The 13,805-nt window shown below is 56.0% G+C and carries 7 protein-coding genes; all 7 read left to right on the top strand.

Annotation, left to right across the window (positions count from 1 at the left end):
* Genes ABGT65_RS09830 through ABGT65_RS09800 form a run of 7 tightly spaced genes read left to right on the top strand, consistent with a single transcriptional unit; the run spans position 1 to position 13,796 of the window.
* Positions 1 to 3,084, top strand: coding sequence for a TonB-dependent receptor (locus ABGT65_RS09830; RefSeq protein WP_346701765.1), 3,084 nt, complete (start codon positions 1 to 3; stop codon positions 3,082 to 3,084).
* 4 nt (positions 3,085 to 3,088) lie between these two features.
* A complete protein-coding gene (locus tag ABGT65_RS09825; protein WP_346701763.1) occupies positions 3,089 to 4,768 on the top strand; it encodes a RagB/SusD family nutrient uptake outer membrane protein in 1,680 nt (559 codons plus the stop codon).
* 35 nt (positions 4,769 to 4,803) lie between these two features.
* Entirely contained in the window at positions 4,804 to 7,821 is a 3,018-nt protein-coding gene (locus tag ABGT65_RS09820; RefSeq protein WP_346701762.1) for a TonB-dependent receptor, read from the top strand.
* Between the two features lie 22 nt (positions 7,822 to 7,843).
* Complete coding sequence (locus ABGT65_RS09815; RefSeq protein ID WP_346701760.1) at positions 7,844 to 9,679, top strand: RagB/SusD family nutrient uptake outer membrane protein; 1,836 nt, start codon at positions 7,844 to 7,846, stop codon at positions 9,677 to 9,679.
* Positions 9,680 to 9,692: 13 nt separating this feature from the next.
* On the top strand, positions 9,693 to 11,555 hold the full coding sequence (locus tag ABGT65_RS09810) for an SUMF1/EgtB/PvdO family nonheme iron enzyme (RefSeq protein ID WP_346701758.1): 1,863 nt from the start codon (positions 9,693 to 9,695) through the stop codon (positions 11,553 to 11,555).
* Between the two features lie 9 nt (positions 11,556 to 11,564).
* Complete coding sequence (locus ABGT65_RS09805) at positions 11,565 to 12,953, top strand: family 43 glycosylhydrolase (protein WP_346701757.1); 1,389 nt, start codon at positions 11,565 to 11,567, stop codon at positions 12,951 to 12,953.
* A gap of 39 nt (positions 12,954 to 12,992) precedes the next feature.
* Complete coding sequence (locus ABGT65_RS09800) at positions 12,993 to 13,796, top strand: SDR family oxidoreductase (protein ID WP_346701755.1); 804 nt, start codon at positions 12,993 to 12,995, stop codon at positions 13,794 to 13,796.
* Positions 13,797 to 13,805 lie beyond the last annotated feature (9 nt).

Raw genomic sequence — 13,805 nt, 5'->3', positions numbered from 1 at the left:
ATGGGCAAAGCTATAATGCCGAAAGCGTTATGGACGCTTTTCTTGTGCCTCTGCCTCGGAACGGGGTATGCCTCAGCTCAACAGAAAAAGGACATCATCGTGCGCGGACTGGTCACAAACGCCCAGGGAGATCCTCTCGAAGGCGTGCTGGTCGAGAACAAGGAGTCACGGATGTTCACCCTCACCGAACGGGACGGCCGATTTACCCTGGAACTGCCGGACAGCCGATCGGACTTGATCTTTACGCTCGAAGGATATGATCCGGTCGAAACCTTCGTCGGCACAAACCGGGAATTCAAGGTACTGCTCGTCGAAGCCTCGGAGGAACCCGATCCCGAAATCGCCTTGCTATACGGCTCGCAAAAACGTTCGCTCATTACTTCGGCCGTTACCACTATCGAGGGATCGAAATTGACGGACCTGCCGACCAATTACCTGAATACCGCCATGTCCGGAATGGCGCCGGGAATCGCCGCATCCCAGAACAGCGGAGCTCCGGGAAGCGACTACTCCTGGCTCTACGTCCGCGGACTGCGCTCCTGGAGAAACAGCACCCCGATCATCATGCTCGACGGCCATGTCCGCGATTTTTCCGTCCTCGACCCCAATGAGATCGACCAGATTTCGATCTACAAGGATGCCGGGGCTTTGGCCGTTCTTGGTCTGCGCGGCTCGAACGGCGCCATCATGGCTACCACCAAACGAGGTAAAGAGGGGCGTCCCGTACTGAAATTCAATACCCAGATCGTTTTCCAGCAACCCATCAAACTCCCCGAGTTCCTGGACTCGCACGACTTCGCCCTGCTGCACAACGAAGCCATGCGCAACGACGGTCGTGCCAACGAACAACGCTACGACGCCGAGGATCTGGCACTTTATCGATCGGGAGCAGATCCCTGGGGACACCCCAATGTCGACTGGGTCGGAGAGTCGCTCAAGAAGATGACCATCGGCCAAAAGTACAACCTCAGTATCGAAGGTGGAAGTTCCGTGGCCAAATACTTCGTCAACCTCTCCTACCGCACGGACGAAGGTATCTACAAGACCGACAAGGACATCAACACCTACAAAACCAACGCGAACGCAAAAATCTACTCCTTGCGGTCCAACGTCGACATCGCGCTTAGCAAAAGCACAAACTTGGCCGTCAATCTGTTCGGACTCCAACGCCAAATCACCAACCCCGGAGCCGGAAGTCCCTTCAGCGCCATCTATTCGTTGCCATCCAACGTCTTTCCCATGCATTATGCCAAAGATCAGGTAGCCGGTACGAACGACATGAGAAACAACCCGTACGGTATTCTCAACCACAGTGGTTATACGCGCTACCTGCACAGCACGATGGAGGCACAGGCTGAGCTCTCCCAAAAACTCGATTTCATTACCCCGGGTCTGCGCGCCAAAGGATCGCTTGCATTCGACTTCTTCTTCGAGAACAACATCAACCGAAGCAAGAACTACATCGTCTACGAATACAAGGGCGACAACGACGAGACTGGCGAACCCATCTTCGAAACCTGGGGACAACAGCAAAAACAGAACAACTCCAACTCTTACGGAGCTGCAAAAACCCGCATCTTTGATGTAGAGGCCGGGCTCGATTACAACCGCACATTCGGCAAACACCTCGTATCGGGAGCCCTGCTCTTCCAATACAGCCAACAGTCGGACGATACCAAGAACCTCCCCAATACGCATCAGGGACTCCTCGGGCGCATGACCTACGCCTACGACTCCCGTTACATTGCCGAGTTCTCGTTCGGATACCAGGGCACCGAGCAGATGCCACCCGAAAAACGCTACGGTTTCTTCCCGGCTGTATCCGCCGGATGGGTCCTCTCCGAAGAGTCGTTCATCAAAAACAATATCAGCAACATACTGAGTTACTTCAAGATCCGCGGGTCATGGGGTATTACCGGAAACGACGGTGGCATTCCCTACTATTTCTACCTCCCGGCATTCAAACGCTCCGACGGCCATCGTTACACGTTCGGCGCCGAACCCAAAAACGTATATAGCTGGGTCGAGGACGTCTACCATCAATACCTGCCCAATGTTGTCTGGGAAAAGGTCGAAAAAACGAATATCGGCGTCGACATGCGCCTGTTCCAGAACCATTTGAGCATCACTGCCGACTACTTCCGCGAATTCGCCAGCCAGATCCTTACGCCCCGTAACACGGTCTCGACGCTGATCGGATACGGTACAACCGGAGGTCCGCTGGGCAATGTCGGAAAGACCTACAACAGCGGTTTCGAAATCGAGGCCGCCTATTCCGGGCGGATCAAGGATTTCCACTGGACCTTGGGCGGATACGCCTCCTATGCGCATAACGAAATCCGATACAACGACGAACAACCGTTCGAGTACCGCTACCGCAGCGCCGTCGGCTATCCGATCAACACGCAATTCGGATTTCAGGCCAACGGACTGTATATCAGCGAACAGGATCGTTACAACAGTCCAAAAACCACGTTCGGAACCTCCTATGCCGGCGACATCAAGTACCGCGATCTGAACGGTGACGGCGTCGTCGACAACCAGGACCAGCGCCGCATCGGCTATTCCAATCTGGGCGAGATCAACTACGCCTTCTTCGCAAACGCCCGCTACAAGGGATTCGATTTCCAGATCATCTTCTCCGGATCCGGAAACCGGGACGCATACCTCTCCGGTGTGGCGATCCAGGCCTTCACGAACATCTCCGGATCGGGTAGCGAAATGGCCGGAAATGTCCGCAAATACCACTGGGACAACCGTTACATTCCGGAAGATCCCTCCACCTGGGCCTCGGCCAAATATCCCCGGCTCTCGTTGACCGACCGCGACCACAACTACAAGCAGACCTCCAGTTTCTGGATCGACGACGCGTCGTTCCTGCGCCTGAAGAATCTGGTCATCGGATACACCCTTCCCTCGCGTATCACCAAAAAACTGCGGATGTCCAAACTGCGCATCTATTACAGCGGATACAACCTCTTCACCTGGTCCGACATGCGGACAATCGATCCCGAAGATGCGGCCAGCGGAAACGGATACCCCGTTCAGAAATCATCGAGCATCGGTATAAATATTCATTTCTAAAATTATGAAAAAACTCATTTTATCCGCCATAATACCGCTTACAGCACTTTGGTCCTGCGACCTGAACTACGTCCCGCTCGAACAAATGTCAGCTGAAGAGGCTTTCAAGGATAGTTTGCGGCTGGAAATGTTCGTCAACGACCTGTACGTTTACCTCAATACCGGCGTTCAATTCAACCGCGTAGGAGGTGCCATGTACGACTGCGTCTCGGACCTGGCCGTCTACAGCCCCCTCGGGACCAGTTCGGGCGTCAATGCCTTCACACGTGCCACGATGAACGCCGCCTCGGGCGGAAACCCCGACTCCCGGTGGGCCGAAACCTACACCGGGATCCGGAAGGCAAACGTCATCTTACGCAACATCGACTACACGGAAAACCTCTCTCAAAGCAAGAAAAACCAATACCTCGGCGAGACGATTCTCAACAAGGCGCTCATGCACTATGAACTGGTCAAACGCTACGGCGGGATTCCCATCATGGACGACCTCCTCGACCTTTCGGGCGACATCAACATTCCCCGCTCCACATTCGAGGAGTGCGTGGAATACATCGTCCGGCTGTGTGACCAGGCCGCACCCCTGCTCCCGACCAAATATCCCGACAATGACTACGGACGTCTGACCCGTGGGGCCGCATATGGCCTGAAAGCCAAGATCCTGCTTATGGCCGCCAGTCCGCTCTTCAACGAAAATCCCATCGAAGGATCGACCGAAATCCATCGTTACGCGTCGCCCGACCACGACCGTTGGAAACGGGCCGCGGATGCCGCGCTCCAGGTCATCGAACTGAAGAACCCCGACGGTACGAAGGCCCACGAACTGTATCCCTCCTATCAGCGGCTGTTCTTCACCAACTTCGGCAACACGGAGTCGATTATCGTCAAGTGCCGCAGCTTTACCAACGACGTCGAGAAGGCAAACGGTCCCGCCGGGTATCAGAACTGCCGGGCCTGCACCAGCGTGACAACCGAACTGCTCGACATGTATGAGCTCAAGAGCGGATTGCTCCCCGCCGATGACCCCGATTACGACCCGCAGAAGCCCTATGAGAACCGCGACGAGCGTTTCTATGCCAGCGTGCTCTACTCCGGAGTGGCACTTTGGGGCCGGGAGGTCGAGTTCTGGGAAGGTGGTAAGGATTATCCGGCTTCCATCGGGCAACGTGGTTGCGAAACCGGGTTCAGCATGTACAAACAGATCGACCCCCTGGCAAGCGTCGTGCCCTCGAAACTAACCCTGCACAACCATCAGATCCTCCGCTATGCGGAAGTGCTGTTGATCTACGCCGAGGCCATGAACGAATACCTGGGAACCAGCGACGACGAAATGTGTACCGAAGAGCGGATCTACACCTGCGTCAACGAGGTGCGCCAACGCGCCGGGCAGCCGCCCGTAAGCAATCTGACCAAGGGACAGATGCGCGAACTGATCCACCGCGAACGGACCGTGGAGCTGGCCTTCGAAGAGCACCGTCTCTACGACCTCAAACGCTGGCGTGAAGCCGAAACCGTCCTGAACAGGCCCGTACATGGAATCAAGGTGACGCTGGAGAACGGAAACGTCGTATACGGCGAAAAGTTCGTCGTCGAGGAGCGTTCGTTCCCCATGAGGATGTACTACTACCCCATTCCCCAATCCGAGCTGGACAAGAACCGCGCGTTGGTGATCAATCCGGGATGGTAATCTGAACCCATTGTCAAATTTGTAAATCAGCAACGATGAAAAAATACATATTGATATTCATCTTCGCTCTGATCCACGGTCTGAGCGTCGGATTGCAGGCCCAGGAGCGCGTCGTTTCCGGAAAGATCAGCGACCGGAACGGGCAAATGCTGGTCGGAGTTGCCGTCATCGAGGTCGGGACCAATCATGCTGCCGTAAGTACATCGGACGGTAGTTACAAACTGACCGTCTCGGGAGGCGAAAATGCTCGTCTGGAGTTCCGGATGTTGGGATACATCTCCCAGGAAATCACCGTAGGAAGCCGCACAACGATCGACATTACGCTCGACGAAGAGGCTCTCGACATCAACGAAGTCGTCGTCGTCGGATACGGCACCCAGAAACGTGCCACCGTCGTCGGATCCATCTCGACGGCCGAGGCCTCGGACATTCAGAAAACGGGAACCACGAACCTTACTCAAGCGATCGGTGGACGTGTGTCGGGCGTCTTCACCCGCACCCCGGGCGGCCGTCCCGGCGAGGACAACGCCTACGTCTATATCCGAGGCCTGGCCAGCTACAATGGCAATGCCAACAGCCCGCTCGTGCTGGTCGACGGTGTGGAGCGTGACTATGCACAGATCGACCCCGAGGACATTGAAAACTTCTCCGTACTGAAGGATGCCTCCGCAACGGCCGTATACGGTGTACGCGGCGCAAACGGCGTCATCCTGATTACGACCAAGCGAGGCCTGACGTCCAAACCCGAAGTCTCGTTCCGGGCATCGCTCACGGCCAGCACCCCGACACGTCTCCCCGACAAACTCGGCTCCTATGATTACGCGCGTCTGCGCAACGAGGCGCTGATGAACGTCGGAATGGATCCCGAATACAGCGCCTTCGACCTGGAGATGTTCCGCACGGGTGCGAGCCCCTACACCCACCCCGACAACGACTACATCAACGACATGCTCAAAAAAGCGTCGTTCAAGCAGCAGTATTCGCTCGTCGTGCGCGGCGGTTCCTCGTTCATGCGCTACTACGTCTCAGCAGGATATGCCAACGACGACGGTATCTACAAGAACTTCAACAACGGACGATACGATACGAACGTCTATTTCCGCCGCTATGCCCTGCGTGCGAACCTCGACTTCAACGTCACCAAGACCACAACCGTGGGCGTCGACCTGGCCGGACGTCTCGAAGAGCGGCACAACAACGGTGCCGGAGACGAACTCTTCCAGCATCTCGTACGCACGCCGCCCGATTATTTCAACTACGTTAACCCCGACGGTTCCTACGGAGGTCACCTGAATCTGGTCAACCCCTACTGGGCCCTGTCCAGTTGCGGATACTACCACTCGAAAACCAACAAGTTCGAAAGCGTCATCCGCATCAACCAGCAACTCGACGTCATCACCAAAGGCCTGTCCGTCCGCGGTATGTTCAGCTACATCTCCTCCATGCGCTCGCGCCGGGACCTCTACGAACGCCCTGCAACCTATTACTACACCAAGGAGGGGACCTATGAACTGGTCCGCGAGGAGGAGACCGTCTCGATCCGGACCGGATCCGGCAACGGCCCGTTCCGCCGGGACTTCGTCGTCGAGGCCTCGCTGAACTACAACCGCACCTTCGGAGATCATGCCGTCACCGGTCTGCTGGCATTCAACCGACAGGAGATCCAAAGCGATGCAACCCTCCCGATCGGATACATCAACTACGTGGGACGTGTCACCTACGCCTACAAAAACAAGTACCTGGCCGAGTTCAATGCCGGATACAACGGTTCGATGCAGTTCGCAAAGAACAAACGCTACGGTTTCTTCCCCGCCGTATCGGCCGGATGGGTGGTCTCCGAAGAGGGTTTTTGGGGTGAATCGCCCAAGACGTTCAGCTACATGAAGCTCCGCGCATCCTACGGACAGGTGGGTAACGACCGAATCGGCTCCAACAAATACTACTACCTGCAGACCTATCCCCAGTTAAGTTCGAACCGCCCCTCGTTCGGCGAGACGAACAACCCCGAAAACCGCATCTATGAAGGCAAGGAAGGGAATACCGAAGTAGGATGGGAACGCGCCAACAAGTTCAACATCGGTGTCGACATGAAATTCTTCGACAACAAACTCTCCTTCACGGGCGACTACTTCCACGAACGGCGCCACGGAATCCTCGACTACGACGGCACAATCTCCTACATCTATGGAATGCTGGCCCCGAACGACGGCAGCAGGGGATTCCCACCGGCAAACATCGGCGAAGTCGTCAACCGCGGTTTCGAGATCGACCTCGGCTACAACGGGAGTGTCAACAAGTTCCGCTACTACGTCCGCGGGAACCTCTCCTTCGCACGGAATAAGATCGTAGCGTGCGGCGAAAGCCCCGTTACCTACCCGTGGCTCTCGAAGGTGGGACGTCCCATCGGACAACGATTCGGCCTGATCGCCGACGGATTCTACAATTCCGAAGAGGAGATCGACGCCCTGCCGTCCGGATTCACCGAGCGGCCCAAACTGGGAGACATCAAGTACAGGGACGTAAACGGTGACGGAAAAACCGACAACTACGACATCGTGCCCATCGGCCGGACCCAGGTTCCTGAAATCATGTACGGATTCACCGTGGGCGGGAATTGGAAAAATTTCGACCTGGAGCTCTTCTTCCAGGGTGCCGCCAATTCGGACATCTACGTAAACGGGTACGGATACTGGGAGTTCCAGGGGATCAGCGGTGCCATGCGCCACCACCTCGGACGCTGGACGCCGGAGAACAAGGAGAACGCCACCTATCCGAGCCTCTCGCCCTCGACATCGGAACAGAACCACCGGTTCTCGACCTTCTGGCTCAAGGACGGTTCCTACCTGCGTCTGAAGAATGTCCAGCTCGGATATACGCTACCACAGCGAATTTCCAAGAAGTTCGGCATGTCGAACCTGCGGATCTACGTCACGGCAACCAACCTGCTCACTTTCTCCGAATTCAAGGAGTATGACCCCGAGTCCAACGACGGTGACGGCAGCGCCTATCCTGTCATGAAGTATTTCGGCGGCGGCGTCAGCCTCAAATTCTAAACTCTCCTAATTGCGAAGCTACATGAAAAAGATTATTTATATATCGCTCATATCACTGTTGTGTCTGCCGATGTATTCGTGTCTGGACGCCTCGTCGCTGATGGACAAGGAAGATGTGGGAGACCTCTATGAAGACGACGTGTTTACCAGCGGAACCTACGCCCGCTACTTCGTCAACGACATCTACTACAACATCATCTCCAACGGATACGACGTCTCGGGGTGGGGGGGGGCGTACATGGACTGCGCCACCGACAACGGCGAGGCCCGTCCGCTCACCGCTGCAGCGCACCGTTACAACACCGGAAACTGGAATGCCGCAGACAACCCCCTGGGTTTTATCTGGACCAATTCCTACGCCGAAATTCGTGCTTGCAACAAGTTCCTGGAGAACTGGCACATGATCGAGGAGGAATCGGGAATCACCACACGCCATGACATCGAATATATGTACGCCCAGGTCATCTTCCTGCGCGCCTATTTCTACTCCGAACTGCTCCGGGCATTCGGCGGCGTGCCGCTCATCGAGAATACGCTTACCATGGACGACCCCGAACTGAAAGCCCCGCGCGACACCTTCGAAACAATTCTCGAATTCATCTGTGAGGAATGTGACACTGCGGCCGAGTTGTTCAAGAATCTCCGCGCCGAGGATGCCACCCGCTACGGCCTTTACGGAAACAACTTCGGACGAGCCAACGAAGGCGCAGCCAAGGCTCTGAAGGCCAAAGTGCTGCTGATGGCCGCCAGTCCGCTCTTCAACCGACCGGACGATTCGCCTCAGAAATATGACTCCGGAGACCCCAATGTCGCCCTGTGGCGCTATCCCGATTACGATCCGGAACGGTGGAACCGGGCAGCACAGGCGCTCAAGGATGTCATCGACTTGGGATTCTACGACCTCTACCGCGCCAAATCCGGCACCAAGACGGCTTACGAAACGCTCTTCTGTGTCCGTGCTCCGATCGAGGAGGCGATCTTCTCCTACCTGCGCGGTCCCAGTATCGACATTTACTACAACAACCTGCCGTTCGACTTCATGCTGGTCCGCGGAAAAGGAACGCCGGTCTGCTACAACCTGCCCACGCACGATCTGGTGATGGCCTACGAAATGGAGAACGGTATGCTGCCCGAACAGGAGGGATCGGGATACCGCCCGCTCAACCCCTTCGCCGGACGTGACCCGCGGCTCAACGCAACGATCTGGCACGACGAGTCGGTCTTCTGCAACATCCGTTTCGACACCTGGCACCGGGAGGTTACCTCCGAGAAATCGGACGGCAAACATTACATCACCGGTTATGCCCGCACGGGATATTTCCTGCGCAAGTACATGGATCCAGACCTCGACCCGTCGGCAACAACCGCTCCTACCCTGCCGAACTCCTATCACCTGATCCGTTACGCCGACATTCTGCTGATGTATGCCGAGGCTTTGAACGAATACTCCGGACCGGAAGGTGCAGCATGGTCGGAAATCAAATGGGCAATCGATCAGGTACGCTCCCGGGCCGAAATGCCGGGAATCGAAGAGACGTTCCGGAATCGAGGTTGGAACATCGATCAGCCCAATGTCCGCAAGTTTATCCAGAGCGAACGCCGGGTAGAGTTCGCATTCGAAGAGCAGCGCTTCTGGGATATCCGCCGCTGGATGATCGGCAAGGAGACCCAACTGGAAGCGCACGAAATGGACATCACGCTTCTGGACGACGACCGGACCAAAATCTACGAGTCGCGCAAGTTCGAAGACCGCGTCTTCGAAGACAAAATGAACCTTATGCCCATTCCGCAATCGGAGATCAACAAGAACCCCAACCTCATACAAAACTGGGGATGGGCTCCGAAACAAGTCAACTAAAAAACCGCAAGTCATGAAATCCATCATAAAATTACTGGTACTTTCGGCGGCGTTGCTTCCCTGCGCGTTTACCTCCTGCAAGGATGTGGAGATCGTCGAACCATCCGTACAGGTCACCACACTCGATTTCTCCTCCATCCGCACCAACACGGCCATCGGCAGCGGCTACATCACCCGGGGTGATGTGGCCAGGCTTACGGAACGGGGCATCTGCTGGAGCACGATGACCGCCCCGACCATCGCGGACAACAAGGCCATATCGACTGACGATGCCGCCCGGCACGACTTCTCCGTCCAACTCACCGGACTGTCGGCCAATACGCTCTACTATGCCCGCGCCTATGTCAGCGACGGATCGGCAGTGCACTACGGCAACGAAATAGCCTTTACGACCAAGGACCAGCCCGGAGAAGCCTGGTGTCTGATCGAAGAGATCACCGAAATCACCGCCTCCGCCGCGACCGTCAGCATGACGATGGCTTCGGATGGCAACAACGAAATCGCCGAAATCGGAATCTGCTTCACTGCGGTGGCGGATTCGGACGTCGAGGACGTCAAGGACGATCCGAACGTCCCGAACGTTGAGGACGATGAGGTCCGCTCCATCAACGGAGGTCGCGATTTCACGGTCGAACTCACCGACCTGACGCAGAACACCCTCTATTACGTCAAACCTTTCATCAGAACCGAAGCCGGGGAGGTCACCTACGGAGACAAAGTTGAGTTCCGGACCACCAACTTCATCATCTCGCTGGAAACATGGCCCGGATATAAAACCTGCTACTTCTTCGGCGAAACGATCGCCAACGAGACGGACCCCACCACCGAACGCGGATTCGCTTGGGGCGAGAACCCTGAGCCCACGCTGGAAAATGCATCGTCCAAGATCGTCAGCGGCACCAACGGGCAGTTCAACCTGTTGACCGGCGGATTGGAGAAAGGCAAGACCTATTACGTCCGGGCATATGCCAAAAACTCCTCCGGCACCTACTATGGCGAGGAGATGTCCTTCACGACCAAAACTGGAAATGTCCTGCCGGGTATCACACTCGAAGACATGGTCCTCGTCGAAGCCGGAACATTCCAGATGGGATACCCCCAGTCAGCGACCGTTCCCAGTATGATCGACAGTCGGACGCTCAACTCTGAAACGGTCCATACGGTAACTCTGACCAAGGATTTCTACATGAACAAGTATGAGACTACGAACGAGCAGATGTGCGTCTTCCTGAACGTATATCCTCTGAACGGCAACTCCAGCAAGATTTACAACACGGCTTTCTACAACAGTGCGGGCCGAACCTTCTCGTTCAAAAGCCCGTCCGAAGCCGGTTCGCACGTTCCCCAAACAGGATATGAGAAGGCCCCAACGGCCAACATCACCTACACGTGCGCTTACGAGTATTGCCGTTGGCTCTCGGCCGAACTGGGCGTAGAGGTCCGGCTACCGACCGAAGCCGAATGGGAATTTGCAGCACAGGGCGGTAACAAAAGCCAGGGATATATCTACAGCGGAAGCAACGATCCCGACGAGGTGGGCGTCTATAACGGCCAGAATCCCATGCCTGTAGGAAGTCTGAAACCCAACGAACTGGGAATCTATGACATGTCGGGTAACGTGTTCGAAGTCTGCGCAGACGCTTACTCCCATACCTTCTATCAGGAAGGAGCCGTCGATCCATGCAACCGAGACAACAACCTGCCCGGATCCACTCGTTGCATCCGCGGTGGCAGTTATCGTCACAGCAGCCACGCCGATCCGACGAAAGACTATCAGGTCATCAGACGCCGCGGAAACAACAGCTCCGGAACATCTGCCGGCAACCACTTCGGAATGCGGATCGTCATGTCCAAACTTCCCCAATCTCTCGATTAGAAACACTCTATGAAAAAAATTCATTTGATAGTCGGACTCGGAATACTGATGGTTCTCCTCTGCGCCTGCGGAGGAGAATCATCGGACTCCGTGCCGGAACCCGAAGGACCCGATCCGGCTCCCAAGCCCTATCTGAGTATCCTCCCCTCGACCAAAACCGTAGGCTCCGCAGCTGGAGAATTCTCGATCACGGTAAGCTGCAACACCGCCTGGCAGGCTGAATCGCTCTGTTCATGGATCAGTCTTTCCGAAAGCGAAGGCGACAAAGGCGGTTCCGTGACGATCCATTACGAAACAAGTTCGGAAACCTCCCGTTCGGGCGAAGTGATGTTCAGCGCCGAAGGCGTCGAGCCGGTGAAGCTGCGGGTGACACAGGGCGACAAGACTTTCACCAATCCGCTCGGCGGAGTTCCCGACCCGTGGATCATCCAGCACGACGGATGGTATTACCTCTGCAAAGCACACGGTGACGGGATCAATATCTCCCGCTCCAAGCAACTCTCCGTGCTGAACTCGACGCAGACCATTTGGTCGGCACCCCGGGATGAAAATGGAATCAAGCCTTGGAACACCTCGCACGTCTGGGCCCCCGAGTTGCACCGTGTGGACGGGAAATGGTACATCTACTACACGGCCGGACGGCCGTCCTCCGAAATTGGAGGACACTATTACAAACAGCGGAGCGGCGTCCTGCGTGCACGGTCCGATGACCCATTCGGAGAGTGGGAAGACATGGGAATGCTCTACACCGGAGATTCCTATACTGAAGGCGGTCCCATTTCCGCGGACAATACCGCCTATGCGATCGACTTGACCGTATTCGAACTGAACGGACAGCTCTATGCCGTATGGTCAGGAGCTCCGTCCACGACCGATGACAGTAACCAGAGCCTCTATATCGCCCGGATGAGCGACCCCTGCACAATATCCTCCAACCGGGTCTGCATCTCCCAACCCGACCAACCCTGGGAGCAGATCTCCTCACGGATCAACGAGGGACCCGCCATTCTCAGACGCAACGGCAAGATCTTCGTGGTCTACTCCTGCAACGGTTCCTGGACGAAATACTATCGGTTGGGATATATCGTTCTTGATGAAACGAAAGACCCCATGGATCCCGCAAACTGGACCAAATCCCCAGCAGCCGTCTTCTATCGCTGTGACGATACGGCTGACCGCGACGGAGTAAACGGAGTCGGACACTGCAGCTTCACGAAATCCCCGGACGGCACGGAGGACTGGATCGTCTATCACGTTAAGAACCGTAACGACAACTCCTACACGACCGGACGTTCGACCTTCATTCAACGCTTTGGATGGAATGCTGACGGTACGCCGAATTTCGGCTCGCCGGTCGGCTGGGGAGAGCCCGTCGTGGTACCATCGGGCGAAGAGTAATAAACATGATGTTCATATCTCTTTAATAACACGAAAAAAATGAGTAATTTGGAAGGCAAGGTTGCCATCGTTACCGGTGGCGGCGGCGTATTGGGAGGCAATATCTCCGAAAGTCTGGTCAAGGCCGGGGTCAAGGTCGTCATCCTCGACATCCGACAGGAGAACATCGACAAACGTGTAGCTCAACTCTCTCCGTTCGGAGAGATCGAAGGGCTGGTCTGCAACGTTCTCGATCCCGAAAGTCTGAACGCCGTGAAGGAGAAGCTTCTCGAACGTTGGAAAACCATCGATATCCTGGTGAATGCCGCCGGAGGGAACCTCCCCGGCGCCACCCTGCGCGAAGACCAGAACGTCTTCGACATGAAGATCGAAGACCTGAACCGGGTGATCGACCTGAACATGTACGGTTCGGTATATCCCTGCCTGGTATTCGGGAAGGTAATGGCCGAGCAGGGGCACGGTTCGATCATCAACGTCTCCTCGATGGCCACCTACTCGGCCATTACGCGCGTGTTGGGCTACTCGATGGCCAAGAGCGCTATCAACATCTTCACGCAGTGGATGGCCATGGAGATGGCCCTCAAGTTCGGTGACAAGATCCGGGTCAACGCCATCGCTCCGGGGTTCTTCATCGGCGATCAGAACCGGGCCATACTCATCAACCCCGACGGATCGTACACCGAGCGCAGCAAGAAGGTCATGGCCCATACGCCCATGGGACGTTTCGGAGACATCTCCGAACTGAACGGGATCGTCAAATTCCTCTGCTCGGACGAGGCCAGCTTCATTACCGGTGCGATCATCCCCGTAGACGGAGGTTTCAGTTCCTTTAGTGCCGTGTAACCCAGCTCC

This window comes from uncultured Alistipes sp., assembly GCF_963931675.1.
Taxonomy (GTDB): domain Bacteria; phylum Bacteroidota; class Bacteroidia; order Bacteroidales; family Rikenellaceae; genus Alistipes.
Note: the sequence above shows the minus strand (reverse complement) of the source record. Positions and strands in the feature narration are given on the sequence as shown.

What these genes read in the sequence shown, in the direction of transcription:
- ABGT65_RS09830 (WP_346701765.1), top strand. Translation starts at nt 1, where the DNA reads ATGGGCAAAGCTATAATGCCGAAAGCGTTATGGACGCTTTTCTTGTGC.
- ABGT65_RS09825 (WP_346701763.1), top strand. Translation starts at nt 3,089, where the DNA reads ATGAAAAAACTCATTTTATCCGCCATAATACCGCTTACAGCACTTTGG.
- ABGT65_RS09820 (WP_346701762.1), top strand. Translation starts at nt 4,804, where the DNA reads ATGAAAAAATACATATTGATATTCATCTTCGCTCTGATCCACGGTCTG.
- ABGT65_RS09815 (WP_346701760.1), top strand. Translation starts at nt 7,844, where the DNA reads ATGAAAAAGATTATTTATATATCGCTCATATCACTGTTGTGTCTGCCG.
- ABGT65_RS09810 (WP_346701758.1), top strand. Translation starts at nt 9,693, where the DNA reads ATGAAATCCATCATAAAATTACTGGTACTTTCGGCGGCGTTGCTTCCC.
- ABGT65_RS09805 (WP_346701757.1), top strand. Translation starts at nt 11,565, where the DNA reads ATGAAAAAAATTCATTTGATAGTCGGACTCGGAATACTGATGGTTCTC.
- ABGT65_RS09800 (WP_346701755.1), top strand. Translation starts at nt 12,993, where the DNA reads ATGAGTAATTTGGAAGGCAAGGTTGCCATCGTTACCGGTGGCGGCGGC.